At 59.8% G+C, this 18,328-nt stretch carries 12 protein-coding genes; 3 read left to right on the forward strand and 9 right to left on the reverse strand.

The features are described from left to right. Window positions 1-147: 147 nt before the first annotated feature. Together ACFE0K_RS05975 and ACFE0K_RS05980 are read right to left on the reverse strand one after the other, a co-directional pair. Window positions 148-2,100: a monovalent cation:proton antiporter-2 (CPA2) family protein gene (locus tag ACFE0K_RS05975; protein WP_434535192.1), complete on the reverse strand. Its 1,953-nt coding sequence runs from the start codon at window positions 2,098-2,100 to the stop codon at window positions 148-150. Window positions 2,101-2,202: 102 nt separating this feature from the next. Further along, entirely contained in the window at window positions 2,203-2,994 is a 792-nt protein-coding gene (locus ACFE0K_RS05980) for an endo alpha-1,4 polygalactosaminidase (protein ID WP_434535193.1), read from the reverse strand. A 249-nt stretch (window positions 2,995-3,243) separates the two neighbouring features. Between ACFE0K_RS05980 and ACFE0K_RS05985 the strand changes: the two genes are divergently transcribed. After that, the gene (locus tag ACFE0K_RS05985) at window positions 3,244-4,665 is read left to right on the forward strand and encodes an MBL fold metallo-hydrolase RNA specificity domain-containing protein (RefSeq protein ID WP_434535194.1); all 1,422 of its coding nucleotides are present in this window, start codon (window positions 3,244-3,246) and stop codon (window positions 4,663-4,665) included. 8 nt (window positions 4,666-4,673) lie between these two features. Continuing rightward, window positions 4,674-7,376, forward strand: a complete 2,703-nt coding sequence (locus ACFE0K_RS05990; RefSeq protein ID WP_434535195.1) for a cation-translocating P-type ATPase — start codon at window positions 4,674-4,676, stop codon at window positions 7,374-7,376. On the opposite strand, the gene ACFE0K_RS05995 is transcribed toward ACFE0K_RS05990, so the two are convergent. Continuing rightward, window positions 7,343-9,694, reverse strand: coding sequence for a xylulose 5-phosphate 3-epimerase (locus ACFE0K_RS05995; RefSeq protein ID WP_434535196.1), 2,352 nt, complete (start codon window positions 9,692-9,694; stop codon window positions 7,343-7,345). The two genes, ACFE0K_RS05990 and ACFE0K_RS05995, sit on opposite strands and share 34 nt — an antisense overlap. A 126-nt stretch (window positions 9,695-9,820) precedes the next feature. Here ACFE0K_RS05995 and ACFE0K_RS06000 point away from each other — a divergent pair, with 126 nt between their 5' ends. After that, window positions 9,821-11,479: a Na/Pi cotransporter family protein gene (locus ACFE0K_RS06000; RefSeq protein ID WP_434535197.1), complete on the forward strand. Its 1,659-nt coding sequence runs from the start codon at window positions 9,821-9,823 to the stop codon at window positions 11,477-11,479. 45 nt (window positions 11,480-11,524) lie between these two features. Here the strand turns inward: ACFE0K_RS06000 and ACFE0K_RS06005 are convergent, their stop codons facing one another. From ACFE0K_RS06005 to ACFE0K_RS06030, 6 genes are all read right to left on the reverse strand, one after another. After that, window positions 11,525-12,619, reverse strand: coding sequence for an OmpA family protein (locus ACFE0K_RS06005; protein ID WP_434535198.1), 1,095 nt, complete (start codon window positions 12,617-12,619; stop codon window positions 11,525-11,527). Window positions 12,620-12,675: 56 nt separating this feature from the next. Then, window positions 12,676-13,149 (reverse strand): Csu type fimbrial protein, encoded by a 474-nt coding sequence (locus ACFE0K_RS06010; protein WP_434535199.1) that lies wholly within the window; start codon window positions 13,147-13,149, stop codon window positions 12,676-12,678. A gap of 14 nt (window positions 13,150-13,163) precedes the next feature. Further along, window positions 13,164-15,428, reverse strand: a complete 2,265-nt coding sequence (locus ACFE0K_RS06015; protein WP_434535200.1) for a fimbria/pilus outer membrane usher protein — start codon at window positions 15,426-15,428, stop codon at window positions 13,164-13,166. Between the two features lie 131 nt (window positions 15,429-15,559). Further along, entirely contained in the window at window positions 15,560-16,357 is a 798-nt protein-coding gene (locus ACFE0K_RS06020; protein WP_434535201.1) for a fimbrial biogenesis chaperone, read from the reverse strand. 10 nt (window positions 16,358-16,367) lie between these two features. Then, the gene (locus ACFE0K_RS06025) at window positions 16,368-17,078 is read right to left on the reverse strand and encodes a hypothetical protein (protein ID WP_434535202.1); all 711 of its coding nucleotides are present in this window, start codon (window positions 17,076-17,078) and stop codon (window positions 16,368-16,370) included. A gap of 424 nt (window positions 17,079-17,502) precedes the next feature. After that, a partial coding sequence (locus ACFE0K_RS06030) for a Csu type fimbrial protein (RefSeq protein WP_434535203.1) occupies window positions 17,503-18,328 on the reverse strand: 826 nt, incomplete at its 5' end.

Consider the following 18,328-nt stretch of genomic DNA (forward strand, 5'->3'; position numbering starts at 1 on the left):
ATACGCCATTCGATAACCTCGACCGCCGCGATCCTGCGGCGGTTTTTTTTGATGATGTATAACCATCCCTGAATCGCGGCTACTGCCGCTGCCGCCTCTCACAACCTACTCCTCGTTGAAACTGTCAACGTTGAACTTGCAACTGCTTTACCCGCCTAGCAAGCGGTTTTCCGCTGCTTCCACCGCTTCCAGCGGACCGTACAGAATCACCGTATCTCCCGGCTCGAGAACCAGTTCTTGATCGGGGCTTTCCAGTGTCTGGTCGTTTCGTTTCACCGCCCGGATTTCCACATCCCGTAGCGCACAGCGGGCGATACTCCGACCGATTCCGCGGGCCTTGTCCGATAATGTCACCGCATGCAGAAGACGGTACGGGTTACCGGCACTGTCGGTGGTGGGCAGGGTGTCGCCGTGATAATAGCCCTGCAGCATGCGGTAGCGTTCACGGCGGGTCTTGCGCAGCGTTGCCATAACCCGGTCGAAGGGGACATCCAGCATCATCAGGGCGTGGGCCACCAGCATCAGGGACGCTTCCAGTACTTCGGGCACCACCTCTTCCGCCCCGGCATCGATCAACGCATCAAGGTAAGTGTCGTCCCGGGTACGTACCAGGATGCGGATATTAGGATTGAGCTCCCGAGTTGTGTGCAGAATGCGCTCAGCCAGACGCGGGTCATCAAAGGTCACCACCAGCAGGCGAGCGTGCTGGATGCCGGCATTGACCAGGATTTCCTTACGGCTGGCATCGCCGAACAGGATGTGTTCACCGGCAGCGCTGGCTTCCTGTAGCCGTACCAGATCCCGGTCCACCGCCACGGCCTTGAGGTGGAAGCTGGTCAGGTAGCGCATCAGGTTCTGGCCCACCCGGCCATAACCACAGAGGATTACATGGTTACGGGTTTCATCGGAGACCGGTACGTCGTCGGGGACCTTTTGCCAGGGTTGCAACAGGCGTCGGGTGAGCCGGCCGCTGCTTTCCAGTAGCGCGGGGGTGAATACCATGGTGAGCACGACGATGGATACCAGCAGACCGGCCTTGTCCGGGGTGATGAGCTGGTGGGAGACACCCAGCGCCACCAGAACAAAGCCGAATTCGCCGGCCTGGGAGAGGATCAGGCCGCTGCGCATTGCCGTATCACTGCGCTCTTTCAGCAAGCGCAGTAGCGCAAATATCAGCAGTCCCTTGAATAGCATCAGGGTAGCGGCGGCAATAATGATCCAGTGCCACTGATCGGCAAACAGGTTCGGGTCCACCAGCATGCCCACACTGATGAAAAACAACCCCAGCAGCAGATCCCGGAAGGGGCGCAGGTCGGCTTCGATCTGATGGCGGAAGTGACTTTCGCCCAGCATCATGCCGGCCAGAAACGCACCCAGCGCCATGGACAGGCCCAGCCAGTGGGTCACCCAGGCTGCCAGCAATGCCAGCAGCAGGGCGGTCATGACAAAGACTTCATCGGACCGTGCCCGCCCGGTTTCCTCCAGCATGCGCGGCAGTACCCAGCGACCGATCACATAGATACCTACAAACAGCAGTAGGGACTTGGCCAGTGTCAGTGACGCCAAGGACCACATGGGCCCGCTATTTTCCTGGGTCAGAATTGGCAACATCACCAGCATGATGACGGCGGCCAGATCCTGGAACAGCAGAATACCGGTGGAGGTTCTGCCATAGCCGGTGTTGACCGCGCCCCGCGAGATCAGATCGCGGATAACAATGGCGGTGGAAGACAGCGACAGGGCGCACGCGGTAATCAATGATGGTGTGTAATCAAACCCGAGCAACCGCATGATGGCGAACACCGCCAGGCCTGTTAGCGCGACTTGCAGCGGGCCGGCGCCGAACACAATGCGGCGCAGGGTCATCAGCCGTGGAATGGAAAATTCCAGCCCCAGGGTGAATAGCAAAAAGACGATGCCGAACTCGGCCAGATGCTGAATGCCTTCGGTATTGCTGACCCAGCCAAACCCGAATGGACCGGCGGCCAGGCCGCACAGCAGGTAGGCCAGAATGGGGGGCATGCCCAACCGGCGAAACAGCACCACGGCCGCCACGGCGGTACCGAGCAGAACGACAATCAGTGTCAGGGCATCATGCATAAAACAGTCGGGTTCCCGGGTGGCCAGACTGTCAGTGTAGCAGCCCTTCCATGGCAGACCAGAACGGGATATTGACCCTGATCAATTGGGCCCGGGAATGATTCAGAAGCAGCTGAAACGGAAGCTGTCGTCCAGTGCCAGGGGAAGGGTCAGGGAACGGAAGCCAAGTACATCCATGTGTTCGCAGTGGAACTGTCTCTCTCCGACATCCTGACTGAACCGGTAGTCGATGTGCAGTACCGGTTTGCCGGCATCAATGAAGGGCTGTAGCAGATGGCACTCGCGCCATTCATGGCAGGATTCATTGATGGCAAAGTCGGCATAATCCACCAGCTCATCCACCTGTTCCAGATTGTTTTTCAGGGATACGGCCAAGCCGTGTTTATGGGCAGTGCGGAACAGGAAGCGGTTATAGGCCAGCTGTTGTTTGCCGTTCAGGGGAAAGCCGGTTTCATTGGTATAGCCATCCACGTTGTCCGGGTCTACCCCGTCGCAGCCTTTTGCCGCGGCCAGCTCAATACGGTCCGCCATGCGTTTGCGAACATTGAGGGAGCGGATATCCAGCCAGCGTTCTCCCGGCCAGTTACCCAGGCGCCGCCCCTTGTCGGTGGGCAGAAAACGGTAGCGATCCGGGCGCCAGTTTTCGTAGGTGCCGGCGGAAAAATAGCAGATCACTTTTTTGTCGGCGGCCTGCAAGTCGTTAATGACACTGATGTCGGTATCGAAAAGATCCACCACATACAGATCCACGTCGTACCCGGAATTAACCTCGCCCTGCAGCTGGATGTGCCACTGCGCGTCTACCGGCGGCTGGTACCACTCTGGCGCCAGGTTGCCGCCATTCGTGGGCAGTGGCAGCAGCAGGGCGGCAAGCAGGTTTAACGGGAGATCCATGGGGCACCGAAATGGTCAAAAGTCGTGGTTACCCGATTTTTCATTGATGCGTGACAGATTACTGTTCGATTCCACGGTAAAAATGTAGATGCCGCGTGTCCGCAATGACATTCTGTTACCTGACAAAGGGGCATAGGCTGGTGTGGTGCTTCAGCCTGTCGGAAGACGTGAACGTGGCGGTAGCCTGAGCGTCCTGGCCGAAGCTGTTCACCGCTCTGAACATCTGATTCACGGGCATGGGCAGGAATTATGGACAAGGATAATAGAGCAAATATTACGGTGACGTCCCATGGGGCAGCTGGCGAGGTGACCGGTTCCTGTCACCGGATAGCCGTGTCTGGCAGTTCTGTATTGCTTGATTGCGGGATGCATCAGGGCGGCGATGCGGTGAAACGTCTGCAGGAGGAACGTTTCGACTTTAATCCACGGGATATTGATGCGGTGGTGTTGTCCCATGCCCATCTGGACCACAGTGGTCTGTTGCCCCTGCTGGTGGCGGAAGGCTTTGGTGGGCCGATTTACTGCACTCATGCCACCCGAAACCTGCTGGCCATCATGCTTGAGGATGCCGCCAGTCTTTATCAGCGAGATCTGGACAATAGTAATTTGCGCCGCCGCCGTGCCGGCCGCCACCAGCTGAGCCCTCGTTATACCCTTGATCATGTGCGCCAGGTGCTGGAGCAGTGCCAGCCACTGGATTACCACCAACATGAAAATATTCTGCCAGGCCTAGATCTGACGCTACTGGATGCCGGCCACATTCTCGGCTCGGCGGTGGTGGTGTTGACCATTGCCGGGGAGCCGACACGTACCCTGGTATTTTCCGGTGACCTGGGGGCCAGTCAGCGCGTGTTGATGCGGCCACCGGAAGTCCCCGAGCGTGCGGATCTGGTGTTGATGGAAAGCACCTACGGTGACCGGGATCACCGTAGCCAGGAAGACACCATGACGGAACTGGAGCAGATCATCGCCGAGGCGCGCAATGATGGCGTGATCATGATCCCGGCCTTTGCCGTCGGTCGAACCCAGGAACTGCTGTTCCACCTGGGTTGCCTTTACCACCGCGGACTGCTGTCCGGGTGGCAGGTGTTTCTCGACAGCCCCATGGCCCTGGAGGTGACCCGTCTCTACGACCAGTGGCTGGATGCCATGGACGAAGACGATCAGCGCGTGATGGCCCATTTCGGTGCCCGCTCCCTGCATGAATTTTTGCCGGTACTGACTCCCACACCGGAAGTAGAGCAGTCCATGCGCATCAACCGCATTGAGAGGGGAGCCATTATTATTGCTGGCAGTGGTATGTGTAACGGTGGCCGTATTCGCCATCACCTCAAGCATCGTCTTTGGCAGGAACGCAACCATCTGGTGTTTACCGGCTACCAGGCGCGCGGCACCCTGGGCCGTCAAATGGTGGATGGTGCCAGCCATATCCGCATGTTCGGTCAGCGTTTTGTGGTCCGTGCCCAGCGTCATACCCTGGGCGGTTTCTCTGCCCATGCCGGTCGCAATGAGCTGCTGGCCTGGGCCAAAGGCATTGCGGGTGATCCCCAGTTTCGTCTGGTTCATGGTGAGCCGGATGCGCTGGAAAGCCTGGCGGCTGCCCTGGGTGACATGGGTATCCAGGTGTCGGTGGCCGAGCCTCAGGCTGCATTCTCTCCGGACTTTTCCTGAGGTCTGTCATGGATGTTTCCGCGCGGCCACAGTGGCATGGCGACAGTGAGGTTACGGTCCTAAGCGCTCTGCAAAGCCAGGCAGACGGGCTGACCAGTGAGCAGGTGGTCGCTCGTCGCGGCCGCTTCGGCGAAAACCGCTTGCTGGATCAAAAGCCACGCAGTGTCTGGCGGCGGCTGGCCAGCCAGTTCCATAACGTGCTGCTTTATATCCTGCTGGTCGCAGCCCTGCTGGCGCTGCTGCTGGGCTATTACAGCGATGCCACAGTTATTGTGCTGGTGGTGGTGATCAATGCTCTGGTGGGGTTCGTACAAGAGGGCAAGGCTGAAGCCGCCTTGCGCTCCATTCAGCGCATGCTGGTTTCCCATTGTCAGGTACTCCGTGATGGTCAGCCGCATACCCTGGAAGCCAGTGAACTGGTACCAGGGGATGTGGTGATACTGGCCGCCGGGGACCGGGTGCCAGCGGATCTGCGCCTGCTTCAGGTACGCGAGCTTCACTGTGACGAAGCCATGCTGACCGGCGAATCGGTACCGGTGGCCAAACAGCAGGAACCGTTAGCGGCCGATGCCCCCTTGGCGGAAAGACGCAATATGGCCTGGATGGGTTCCCTGGTGACTACAGGCAGTGCCCAGGGTGTCGTGGTGGCCACCGGCATGGCAACCCAGTTGGGACACATCGGTAACCTGGTAGCCACGGTCAGCGCGCCGGTGACGCCACTGACCCGGGCCCTGACCCGCTTCGGGCATCAACTGGCGCTGGTGATTGTTGTGGTGAGCGGCATCGCGCTGGCCTGGGGGACGGCCGTCATGGGGCTGGCGGCGGACCAGCTGCTGCGTGTCGCCGTGGGTGTGGTGGTGGCGGCGATTCCGGAAGGCTTGCCGGCGGTGGTCACCATCACCCTGGCCATCGGCGTGCAGCGAATGGCCAGGAACCATGCGGTGATCCGCAAGCTGCCCGCGGTGGAAGTGCTCGGTTCGGTAACGGTTATCTGTTCGGACAAGACCGGCACCCTGACCCGTAATGAAATGACCACCCGCACCTTCGTCACCGCTACCGGCCAGGTGCGGCTTGCCGGCGAGGGATATGCGCCGGAAGGCCAGGTGGAGAGCGACAACCCGGCGACGGCCGAAATCTTTGCCCGCGCTGCCCAGGTGGCCATGCTGTGCAATGATTCCCATCTGAACCAGCGTGATGGCCAATGGGTGATGCAGGGCGATCCCACAGAGGGAGCCTTGTATGTGCTAGCGCGCAAGGCAGGGTTGACGGAATCGTTTCGCCAGCAATGCCCGCGCAGGGATGAACTCCCCTTTGCCGCCGAAAGGCTCTATATGGCTACCCTTAATACGGTGGCGGGCCAGCCCCTGCTGCTGGTCAAGGGCGCGCCGGAGCGCTTGTTGGCGCTGTGCGACCAGCAACAGAACGGCGATGGCAGCGAAGCATTGAATACAGACTACTGGCATCAGCAATTGGAACAGCTGGCCGGTGACGGCATGCGGGTTTTGGGACTGGCCTGCAAGGTCATGCCCTCGGTGGATCGGCCTATCGGCCATGCAGATCTGGAGCAGGGGCTGGTGTTTCTGGGCATGACCGGCACCACGGATCCGCCCCGTCAGGAAGCCATCACCGCCGTGGCGCAGTGTCAGCAGGCCGGTATCCGCGTGAAGATGATTACCGGGGATAATCCCCGTACCGCATCGGTCATCGCTGCCCAGCTGGGGCTGCCCGGCCAGCGTGTGGTCACCGGCCAGGAATTGTCCGCACTGGATGATGGGCAGCTGGATCAGGTGCTGGCCGAGGTGGACGTGTTTGCCCGCACTTCGCCGGCGGACAAATTGCGCCTGGTTGAACGGCTGCAGGCCGGTGGAGAGGTGGTGGCAATGACCGGTGACGGGGTCAATGATGCGCCGGCCCTGCAGCGCGCCGACATCGGTGTAGCCATGGGTGGCAAGGGCACCGATGCGGCCCGGGATGCCTCTGCCATGGTGCTCACCGACGACAACTTCGCCACCATTGCGGCGGCGGTGCGCGAAGGGCGCACCGTCTACGACAACATCGTCAAGGCATTGCTGTTTCTGCTGCCCACCGGTCTTATTGAAGCCTCGGTATTGCTGGTGGCGGTGGTGTTGGGAACGCCGCTGCCGATCACCCCGGTGCAGATTCTCTGGGTAAACATGATCACGGCGGTAACCCTGGCCCTGGCGCTGGGCTTCGAGCATGGCGAACAGGACCTGATGCGGCGCCCGCCCCGGCCACCGGGCCAGGGACTGGTGTCGTCGCTGTTATTGGGACGCCTGTTGTGGGTGGGCACTCTGGGAACCGCGCTGGTGTTCTGGCAGTTCAGCCGTTTCGCTGACACGGATCTGGATCTGGCGCGTAATGTGGCGGTGCTGACCCTGGTGTGGATCGAGATTACCTACCTGTTTGCCTGCCGCCGTCTGTCAGCCCCGGCCTGGTCACAGTTGTCACTGGCCGGGGTGTTGCCGGCATTGATCGCCGTGCTGGTGGTGCTGCTGCTGCAGTGGCTGTTCTTCGTTGTGCCGGTCATGCAAACCCTGTTCGCATCCCGCCCTCTGGGACCGGCCTTCTGGGGGCAGGCAGCGGCGGTGGCGCTGGTGTTGTTTCTGGCAGTGGAAACGGAGAAATGGCTGCTCCGGCGCCGGCGATCCTGGCAACATCAGCGCAGGGTGTCCGGGTCGCCGACACCCTGAGCCGCCGCCTTTTCATCCGCGCTCAGCCAGGGAATAGCCGGTTGGCCCAGCAGCTCTGCCGCCTGCTGCAATACATGGGCCCAAGTGCAGTGGTTGGCGTAGAGCATGCCGAAGGTATCCAGGGTGCCGCCGCGATTGCGGTAGCCCAGGAAGCGGCTGCGCTTGCCGGTATCCAGGGGACGCATTACCCCGCTGAACACTTCCGGATGGCCGTGCACTAGGAACACCCGTTCGGCCACGGTGGGCAGTAGTGACTCCGCGGCCGAGGGGGAATACAGGGCCTGCGCCTCTTCCGGATCGCGAGGAGTGCGGAAGCGGCCGGGTTCCTGAATCACCGACAGGCAATGGGCCACGCCATGTTGTGTCAGCCGCTGGCTGGCCCGTTGCATTTCCACCAGTTGATAGGCGCCGATGGCCACCAGTTGCACCCGGGGTGATGGGTCCTGATGCAGGCACAGAGCGCCCTGGTCTGTCAGCTCCCGGGCCTGTGCTTCACTGAGTTGGGCGGGTTGGGGATTTTTCGGCACTACCAGAACAGCGACTTGTCCCCGGCTACGGTAAATCTTCAGCAGCGATTGCACTGCGCTGTGCGCGTCCACCGGGAACAGGACCGGTGCCACGTCATGCATTTCCGCCAGCCAGGCTTCGCACAAGGTGGGGTCCTGGTGGGATTGTTCGTTCTTGCCGTTTTCCCAGGTATGAGAGCTCAGCAGGATCGGCACGCTGACCCAGTGTGGACCCCGGTTGGCATGGCGGCGCTGGCGTGAGAACAGGATTTCCTGGCGCATGGCGCCGAGCATTTTCACCGCAAAGGCCTCGTAGCTGGCAACCAGATTGAGCCCCTGCTTGTTGGCCAGGGCGGCGCACACCACGGCCTCTTCATTGAGGGCTGTGATCACCGAGCCATGCAGGGATTCGGCAATGCCTTGCTCCGGGTCGGTGACCCGGTGCTGTAACAGGTCCAGGGTTTCATTGAGCCGGTTGCTGCGCATCTCGTCCGGGTTGCCGACCCGTACCCGCAGTGCCGGGTTCGCTTTCACCAGAGCCACAAAGGCCTGATCGATGGCCGCCATGGGAGCGGCGGGTAATGCCAGGCCGGTTAGGTCGGGGAACTGCAAGGGGGAAACCGGTGCCGGTTCGGCCAGGGGGTGATCCCGCTCCAGTGGACGCTGGTTGTAACCGTGATTGTTCAGTTGTGCTACCGCTGCCTGGAGTTCCTCCGCCGGCACAAAGAGCGAAGCAGCACCATCGTTGAATCGCTGACGGGTTTGCTCATCGGTGGCCGGGTTGTTGACCAGCGGCAGATTGTGGGCAGCATTGGTGCCGGCTCCGGGAAAGCCGAAGCCTTTTGTTGTCTCGGCGATGATATAGGGCAGGGGAGCCGGGTAATCCGCTTGTTCCCTCAGGTTGTCCAGGCGATGTTCCGCTTCCAGCAAGGCCCAGGCAAAAGCGGCGGGGTCGCGACCGTCGATGGTGATCGGATCGAAGCCGTTGAGGGTCAGGTGGCCGGCAAACCAGCCACTGCCACCGGACTGGCTGAGGCTGGTGCGCTGGTCGATGCGGCGGCCGTTGGCAATCATCACCGGCAACAGATCGCCGCAGTCCCGGTCTCGCCACCAGCGCGGTGTCCAGTCGCTGCCCCGTTGTTCTTCGAAGGCGCCGTCACTGAGAAACGCTACCAGTGATTGTTCGGGTAATGGCATGTGGGCGTATTGCAGTTCCGCAAAACCCAGGTAGCCACCTTCCATGATGCCACCGGCGGTGTGGGCGTTGACATGGCTGCCCAGTGGCGACTGCGGATAGCCGTCCGCCTTTACGCCATAGTGGTAAAAGTCCTGCACAAAGCGGGCGAGTCCGGCATCGTCGAGACGGTAACGTTGCGCATGGGCCGGGGATAAATTGCCAGTGAGCAGGTTCACTGCATCGATGGCTGCCACGCAATGCCCTTGCCCCATCAACCAGCTGCGGGTCTTGCCGCTCAGGCTGTTGGCCAGCAGATACCCCACATAGGCCGGCACTATGTTCAGGGCGCCGCCAGTGTGACCTTCCGGTGTTTGCTTGAAGTCGTCGGCAGCCAGCGGCTGGCCATCCAGGCGGGGGCGTTGCACATAGGTCATGTGGGCCACCAGCCACATGCCCATGCAGGTGAGACGATCCGCTGCGGCCAGCAGTGCCAGCCAGCGTTGACGCATGTTGGCATCCCTGGCCTTATCCAGAATGGCTGTCATGCGCGAGCGGGTGATGTCGTCGTGCTGGATGACACCGTAACCGTTAGCCCATGTTTCCATGTCTTCGGGAAGGGAAGGGGCATCTTGCATGATCATTGTTCTCCATGGCCTGGCTGATCATCGGGTTTCATCATGGCTGAAGCGAGGATGGTGACGCCAGCCGGTGAAACGCCGATAGTATGACATTAATCAGTGACCCACTTGTTGATATGGAGCATGGGCGCAGCGATGGAATATGTGGCAACGGTATTGGGGGGCGTGGGCCTTTTTCTGCTGGGCATGTGGTTGATCACCGAAGGGTTGAAGGTAGCTGCCGGTGCGTCACTGGAGCGGTTGCTGGCCAGCTGGACCCGTAACCGCCTGCACGGTCTGTTGTCCGGTACCTTGCTGACGGCGCTGGTGCAGTCATCCAGCGCCATCACCGTGGCGGCACTGGGCTTCGTCAATACCGGCCTGTTGCGCTTCGAACGGGCGGTGTGGGTGATTTTTGGCAGCAATCTTGGGACCACCCTGACCGCCTGGGTGGTAGCGCTGGTGGGGATCAAGTTCCAGATCAATGTGATCGCCCTGCCGTTGGTCGGTATCGGTGCCCTGATGCGGGTGTTTGCGCCGGCAGATCGCTATCGCAACCTGGGCATGGCTCTGGCCGGGTTCGGCGTGCTGTTTCTGGGCATCGAGGTATTGTCCAGTGGCTTTCAGCACCTGGGCGAGAGTTTCCCGTTACCCGATGCCGGCGCACCGCTGGTGTGGCTGATTCTGTTGGGTATTATCCTGACAACCCTGATGCAATCATCCAGCGCTGCCGTGGCGTTGGTGCTCACCGCGCTGGCCGGCGGGTTGCTGGGTTTTCGCGAGGCGGCAGCGGTGGTGATCGGCGCCAATGTTGGCACCACCTCCACGGCCCTGTTGGCAACGCTGGGGGCAACGGCCAATGCGCGGCGCCTGGCAGTGGCCCATGTGTTGTTCAATGTCTTTACCGGTGTCATGGCCCTGCTGTTACTGAACCCTTTGCTGGATCTGGTGGGCCGTCTGGCCGGCCTGTGGCAACTGGATCAGGACCCGGCCGCCCAACTGGCGTTGTTCCATACCTGTTTCAACCTGTTGGGTATTGTTCTGATGTGGCCGCTGGAGCCACCCCTGAGTCGGTTTCTGTTGCGCCGTTTCCATGAACGCCAGAAGAGCACCGTGCAGCTACAGTTTCTGGACAGAAACCTGGTGACATTACCGGATGCGGCGAGAGTGTCGCTGGCGCAGGAAATGGAGCGCTTGCTGGCTCAGTACCCGGAGGCGCTGGTCACCTTGCCGGCCCCTGATTCCCGTCGTCTGGAGAGAATCGCGGATCGGACCCGGTTGCATACCGGTGTGGGGGATTTCCTTGCCGATGTGGCTCGACAGCAACTGGTGGAAGCGCAGGTGACAGCTTTTCAGATGGGTTGGCGGTTGCAGGGCAATCTGGTCAACATGGATGAAACCCTGCAGCGGCTCAATGGTTTCGGGTTGGCCATGCAGCGTCATTCTGACTGGCCGGTGATTCAGGCACTGTTGTCAGACTGGTTCGCCAGCGCGGGCAGACTGATGGAGCAGCAATGGCTGGGTAGCGGTGTTGAACGGACGCCGAATAGTGCTTTGCTTGGGCAATACGAAAGCGCCAAGAGTGCGCTGCTGGCTAATGCCATGGCGGGCAAGATTTCCCGCCAGTCCCTGGATCTGGCATTGCAGAGTCTCAGTCAGGGGCGCTGGCTGCTGGAGCAATGGCAGCGGGCGCTGGAATATTATCGGCAGCTGTCCGAACGTGATCAGGCAGCTATCCCGACAGATGCGACAGCGGCAAGAGGAGAGCAGGGCGAAGGCGATAATGCCACCGAGTCGCTGTAAAGACAGCGTCGGCTGATGTTCGCTGCGGCGATGGCAAGCCCGTTGCTATCTCTGCTCCATGATTTCTCGGGATGCCTCGATGATGGCTTCCACGCGGCGGTTGCGGGCACGGCCCTCTTCACTGCCGTTGTCAGCAACCGGCTGGCTCTCGCCCATGCCGACGGTGCGAATGCGTGCCGGATCGATCTGGAAATGGTGGACAAGCACACGCTCAACCGCATCCGCACGGTCTTGCGAGAGAGTCTGGTTGTAGGCTGTGCTGCCCACGCTGTCGGTATGCCCTTCCAGCATGAGCTGGCTGTCCGGGTATTCCACCATCACGGTAGCGATTTTGCCGATGTCGGTCAGGTAGCGTTCCGGGACCTCGGTGCTGTTGAAGGCAAACTCGATATCCAGGGTGATGTTGACCGATTCGGTCAGCATGATGGGGCAACCCTCCGCATCCACTTTGGCGCCGCGTGGTGTGTCTGGGCATTTGTCCTTGCTGTCCTTTACCCCATCACCATCACTGTCGATCCAGGGGGCGGGTTTTGGTGGCGGTGCCGGCTTGGGAGCAGGTTCTGGCGCCAGTGGATATTGCTGGCCCAAACGATAATTGAGGGCGACAAAGGGGTGCCGGTCGGTGAAATTATCGCCGGTGTCGACCAGATGACGGTAGCCCACATCCAGCATCAGGTGCTTACCCAGCAAACGTTGCACGCCGAGTTCCAGCAGGACCATGTTTTCCTTGATCGGGTCTTGTGTATCTGTGGTCAGTTCGTGGCGTGCATAGCCCAGCCCCAGATAGGGGTGGGTCGTGAGCAGATTGATGCCGCTCGCGTGTAGCCTGGCCTGCAGACTTACCTGACTGTGTTCCACGTCCCGTTCTTCATCACGCAGGGCCCTGTCGGCCTCTCCATACTGAACCTGGGTGGATAGATACTGGTTGAAACGGCGGCCAATCTGGAAGGCCGGGCGCCAGAAATCCGGCAGTTGGCCTGTTCTGTCGTCATCCTGCTCGATCATGTAATAGCCCACTTCGCCTCCCACGTACCAGTAGGAAACGGGCTTTTTTTCGTGGTTGCCCATGTCAGCCAATAAAGTGGCAGGGGCCAACAGGACGGCCAGGGCCAGGCGCCGGAAACGGAAGTACGTATTCATTGTGGGGCTGTCACCATAACGAGACCTTCAAAAGCATACCGATAACATGTCCGGGGTTAGTTGAACTCCAGGGTGACGATCACCGTGTCACTGTATTGTCCTGCCGGCCCCCACTGATTGATGGGGATTCTTCCGTACACGGTCAGTAACCGGGTACACAGTAACAAGCAGCTGCCTGAGAAAGTGGTGGTACCCACTGTCCCATCGCCGAGAATCTGGGTCCGTTGAAGGTCGGTGTATAAATTGTAGTTGAGCGTGGCGCCGGAGCTATGCATGAGCTGCCGTGGGGTAAAGGTGCCTGAATTGCCTTCGTCGACGCGGATTTGAAAGGTAACCGGGGTAAGCAGGTCCGGTGAGCAATTGAATGTGATCTGCCCCTGACCGTCGGCAGGATTGGTCTGCAAGGACATCACGGTATTGAAATTGACCAGGGTGCTGCCATCCGGGGTAATGAAACTGCAGGAGGCGGCAAACAGTGGCAGAGGCAGGCTGCTGGCGAGAAGCGTAAATAGGACAATGAATCTGTACATGCTGAAGTTCCTCGTCATGGCGCCATTACGCAGTGTACCGGGGAAAGCTGCGGGGTTCGCTCGCCGGCCGGGGGGATCGCCACGGTGATTTCACATGATTGGGTTCCGTCCTGGTTTACAGACAGTGTGACTTTTTCCTTGGCGGTTTTCACATAGACCAGGCCATCAAATCCGACAGGGTAGGGAGGCGAATCAGGGGCATTGGCGTCCGTGACAAGCGCCGCTGCAGACAGCGGTTCGCTGACCCCGTTGGGATTAATAACGACAACGGGTATCAGTGCATCGCGATAGATAATGAAATCCGGGGTAACACGCACCAGAGACAACTCTTTGGGTGCGGCCAGGACTTTCTCGTCGCCCAGTGTGGTGTTGTAGGGAAGGTCGCGTTGGTTGATGTGCAGCTCGGTTTCCTGGAAAGGGGGGAGTCCGACCAGCATGGACCGGCCTTTCTTGTCGGTGGGAATGGCGTTGACCCGAACGCCGGCAAGCTCGGGACCAAGATCAATCAGGGCAAAGCCACCGTTGGCAAAACGGGTGGGCTTGATGAAATCTTCGCTCATCACGACACCACCGGCAACGCCAGCCCGATAACTGCGAATGCCTGCCGCATCCACGGCAGAGGCGAAGGCACCATAGGCGGGGCGTTCAACGGATGCGGAAATGGCCGTCAGGTCTCCGCCCTGCAATCGGTGTCTTACTTGCACGCTGGGATATCCTGCCTTCCCCAGTACCCGCAAGCGGGCATCTACCACGGCTTCTTCATCGCGCGCCTTGCTGGCTTCCAGGCTTCCGCGGGTGCGTGGCCTGCTGGACAGTGGCATTTCGAAGCTGGCCAGGGTCAGGCCATCCCGATTGGGTTTCAGCTGTTCGGTATGGGAAAGACGGACTCGCAGCTGCCGGCGGATGTGGAAGTAGATACCGGTGGTCAGGGCGGTACGCACCGGGGCATTGTCCGGGTCACGATGCTGGAAACCAAAACGCAGCCCCACCCCCTGCCAGGGTTGGCCGGCGATACTGCCAACCCATTGCTGGAAACCATCCGTATCAAGGGGGGTGGTGTCCAGCGAAGGGGTAAACCCGTTTTGCTGTTGTTCGTAGGACAGGGCGTAGCTATAGCCCTTGTACTGGTTGCTGAGTGTGGCTGCGGCGGCCCAGGGCTGGTCCGCATCGGGCAAGTCCCGGGAGGTGGCAAGGTGGGTCTGCAGGGCGCCGATCCGGGGCAGGGTAGTTTGCGCGAAGACCCCGCCATTGACGTGTTGCTCGGAGGCGGCGGCTGCGCCGACCCCCAGAGTCAGCCAGCGGTTCATGCCCCGGCGATAGCTGAATGATGAGACCAGTTGATCATAGTCATTGCGGAATCCCTGACGCTGCAGGCCTGCCGAGATCTCGAAATCATCAAAGCCCTGTCGCAGCTGGCCCACTGTAAAGTAGGACGGAATCTCCAGAGTACTGATGGTGCCATCCGCTTCACGCACGGTCAGGGTCTGGATGGTGTTGCTGAACAGGGGCTGGTTGATCACATCCACGGGCCCTGGAGGCACCTGGTAACCGCTGCCGAAGTAGGCATTGCCGATGACTTCCGGTTGGTCCAGTCCCCGCTGGGCGAGTAACAATTGCGCCTGGGTATCGACGATAGCCTGGAAGTCGACCACCGGCCCGGTGACCAGTTCGGGGCGGGTGGCGTAGTTACGGGTGATCTGGAAACCGGCCAGCGCCGCCCCTGTACGCCATGGCGTGCGCCCGGCAAAGGCGTCGCCGATACGGAAGGTGGTGGTCTCATCCGGGTTGTCGAATTGCCAGTAGGTGGCAATGCGTTGTGTGACGGTGTCATCGCCGATGGTATAACCGGAATGCTGGCTTTGCAGCACACCCCAGTCGCCAAAGGCGCCCAGGCCAAGAAAACCGTTATAGGCGGTGTCGCTATTTTCTGTCTGGCTGGCGGTCACGTTGTAATTCACAAAGCCGCCGGTTTGGGGTTCTCCCAGTCTGGCCCTTGGCGTTTGCGCTGACATATCAATGCGGGTGGGGCAGAAATTGTCGGCAGCCACACTCAGGATGAGGGTCTGATTACCTTCGTCAATATGCAGCTCAATGCCATCCTGTTGATCAAGGCGTCGATAGTCGCGCTGATCAATCGTGATGACGGGTGTCGTTTCCAGAGCACAGAGTCTGGCCTTGCGCAGGTCTTGCGTCAGTGCGAGCACGGCGCCACAACCATCACGCAGGATAAAATGCTCCCCCAGATCACGACCGTTGACGAGCCATTTCAGCAGGCGCATAGACGAGTCGCCATGGCTGGTGCTTTTCAGTTGCGGGTTATCGCAACCTGGCTGTGAACCTGTCGACTCTGCAACGGCGCCTTGATGACCGGAAACGCTGAATAATAAAAGCAGAACCGGCCCGGTCAGCGTCAGGGATCTTTTTTGTTTTCTGGCTCTCCCAGCCATACCGTCCCTCTTTCATCAAACCCCTGTCTGCGATACCCGTAAATATCGGTGCGAAGGCGGAGCTGGGCGTTAGCCGGGGCTTTCACTTGCCATTCCCGGGTCTGGTTGGCAAACACATAAGGGAAGCCCTGAACGGGCTGGGTGGACTGTTCCAGCAAATCGTCTTTTTTCAGATCATCACGGTCGGCGCTGCCACGAAAGGCATCCAGGCCGATGACCCGAAAGTTCGCACTGCCGGCATTGCTGACGCGCACTTGCCAGATGCCGTTCTGGTATCGGATGTTGATTCGGGGATCGGGCTCTACGCTGCCGCCAGGAGAGACAAAGACGGGCAGGCCGATGCGCACTGCCATATTGGCGCCACCGGATTGCCGGGCCCGCGCAGCGGTGTCCTGCAGGTAAAGCCGATAGGCCTGTTCTTCGCTGGGCATGGCCGGCATATGGCGTAAACGGATTACCTGACGCCCACCGGGCTTCAGCATCAGAATCGGTGGCGAGACGAAGATGTCATTGCTGGGTGTTAGATTGTCCTTACCCCCTTCCTGTTGCCACTGCATCACAGTGGTTTGCAGCGTCACGGTCCGCTCGCTGTTGTTTTCAATGCTGAGTTGCGTGGTCGGGTTGTTTTCGTCGAACTGAACCCGCAGCGGTGTGATGCGAAAACTGCCGGCTTGTGTGGTACAAGCCAGCAGCAATGACAACAGAAAAACAATCAGGCGCGGGCGAGACGCCAGGCTGGGCCTGGCTCTGGCAACGGGCATTCAGGACTCCTCAGAATTCCACTGTGGTAGTCAGAACATCCGTATAGTTACCGGCCACGACGGTGTTGCCGGTCTGGTCACCGGGAATACTGCCGATAGAGGTATAGACACCGGTGAAGAGGTTAACCAGGCCCAATACATCCTGGCTTACCACGGTTTCCGTGAAGCTCAGCTCGTAGTTGACCTGGTTGGTGGTAGCCACTGCTCCGCCGCCCACACCATCCATGATGCTGGTCACGATCGGGCCCTGGGCACCTGCGGTAGTGGTGGTGGTAAAGCTGACCGAGCCGCCTGTCACCCTCGGGCCTTCCAGGGTAACGCTGACTGGCGTGGTGGTGCAGGCCACGTAAACCCCGGGTACCGTCAACGCTTGCGCTGTCAGGGGATCCAGAATGGCAGCAAGTGCAGTATTGAGTGCGCCAATAGGGGTATTCAGCGTCAGCGTATCATCATTGCCTGCGCCACCATCTGCACCGGCATTCGGGTGCGCATCGTTACCGGTAATGGCATTGCCGGTGGCCGTGTTGGCGGTGATAACGTTGTTGACACCTCCAGCAGGGATGGGAGCGGATAGCACACCGAAATCCGTACCAATCGCGGCCACGTCACAGGCATCTGCCAGGGTCACGATGTTGGTCATGGTATTGGTAACGGCCGTGGCGTTCATGGAGGCGGCCACCAGAATGGAGCCCACGCTGGCTAACCGGATATGTTTTTTCATCAGAACAAGCTCCTTGCCTGGTGGTTTCCCTACGCGCATGTTGGTTATCAGGGCCACTAGGATTCTGTGGTTTCCCGGTACGTTGCCAGCTGCGCAATATACATAAAAAGTGTTAAGCCACTTCACAGACAGCATACGTCTATTGATGAAGGGAAAAACAGTTACAGATTGTTCATTTAGTATGAATGGTGTTCGGGGTGTGCATGGAGATGTGAATGGGATTATTTCTCAGTAATGACATGGGAGATGAATGCCTGGTCTTTCTTGCTGCTCGTGTGAATTCGGGGCAGTCCGGTATCGGGCCAATGGTCTGGATTCTGGATATGACCGTGCTGCTCGCTGCCAGCGCAATCCGCTGTTGCAGCCGGCCACATTAGGAGGCGGTTCATGCTGCCATGGAACGGCTGATGATCATTGAGTCGGTTTAAAAGGTGACTTCGACGGTCACGGTGTCCGAGTAGCTGCCTTCTCCGGCGGTGGGGTCGGCAAACACACGACCGAAAACGGTCAGGTTCTGCGCCGAACCGGTGCCTTGACCGATACCTGTACGGCGGGTGCCCGGCAGATTCCCCCAAAGCACCGAGCGGCCCGCATTCTGATAAAGTTCATAGGCAACCTGCGCTGTGCCGTTGCTCATTTGCCGATTGCCGGTAAGCCCCCCGTTCAGTCCCACCTCGAAGTCAGTGGTATTGGTGCAGCGAACGGTAACGGTGGAGGTACTGTCAGCCTGGGTGAGAGGAGTATTGCGGGTACCAAAATCCAGATCGGAGGCGGATACCTGGCATTGATCCGGGATGGTTACCTGGGCGGTGAGTGTGTAGTTACTGGTAATGTTGCCAGCGTTGGCACTGCAGCTCTGGTTGAAGCCGCCGGGGCGGACGCGTACTTGAGAGCCGGTCATCAGAGCCTGATGAAACTCTGCCCTTGTAGTTCCCGGCAGCGGACCGGGCAGCAATCCGTACAGCGTAACGGTGCCGCTGTCATTAAAGGTGAAAAAGGGCATATTCACATTGACGGGTATGCCCGCGTTGGTGGCGCCTCCCGGTTGCCCAACCACCTCGACTCTGGCTGCGGTTGTATAGACATTGAAGGGGAGGGATGGCGGTTGGTTGCTATTGGGTACAAGCCGCCGCGGCAACATGCCGCCGCTATTGTCGTTGCCCACATGAACGCACATGGTGCTCTGGTTAGAATCAAAAAAACCACGGGTACACGACCAGTTCACTGTGACCTGCGTTAGTACATTGCCG

The organism is Alcanivorax sp., assembly GCF_051117345.1.
Taxonomy (GTDB): Bacteria; Pseudomonadota; Gammaproteobacteria; order Pseudomonadales; family Alcanivoracaceae; genus Alcanivorax.

Coding starts and splice junctions, on each gene's coding strand:
- ACFE0K_RS05975 (WP_434535192.1), bottom strand. CDS start 2,100: ATGCATGATGCCCTGACACTGATTGTCGTTCTGCTCGGTACCGCCGTG.
- ACFE0K_RS05980 (WP_434535193.1), bottom strand. CDS start 2,994: ATGGATCTCCCGTTAAACCTGCTTGCCGCCCTGCTGCTGCCACTGCCC.
- ACFE0K_RS05985 (WP_434535194.1), top strand. CDS start 3,244: ATGGACAAGGATAATAGAGCAAATATTACGGTGACGTCCCATGGGGCA.
- ACFE0K_RS05990 (WP_434535195.1), top strand. CDS start 4,674: ATGGATGTTTCCGCGCGGCCACAGTGGCATGGCGACAGTGAGGTTACG.
- ACFE0K_RS05995 (WP_434535196.1), bottom strand. CDS start 9,694: ATGCAAGATGCCCCTTCCCTTCCCGAAGACATGGAAACATGGGCTAAC.
- ACFE0K_RS06000 (WP_434535197.1), top strand. CDS start 9,821: ATGGGCGCAGCGATGGAATATGTGGCAACGGTATTGGGGGGCGTGGGC.
- ACFE0K_RS06005 (WP_434535198.1), bottom strand. CDS start 12,619: ATGAATACGTACTTCCGTTTCCGGCGCCTGGCCCTGGCCGTCCTGTTG.
- ACFE0K_RS06010 (WP_434535199.1), bottom strand. CDS start 13,149: ATGTACAGATTCATTGTCCTATTTACGCTTCTCGCCAGCAGCCTGCCT.
- ACFE0K_RS06015 (WP_434535200.1), bottom strand. CDS start 15,428: ATGCGCCTGCTGAAATGGCTCGTCAACGGTCGTGATCTGGGGGAGCAT.
- ACFE0K_RS06020 (WP_434535201.1), bottom strand. CDS start 16,357: ATGCCCGTTGCCAGAGCCAGGCCCAGCCTGGCGTCTCGCCCGCGCCTG.
- ACFE0K_RS06025 (WP_434535202.1), bottom strand. CDS start 17,078: ATGAAAAAACATATCCGGTTAGCCAGCGTGGGCTCCATTCTGGTGGCC.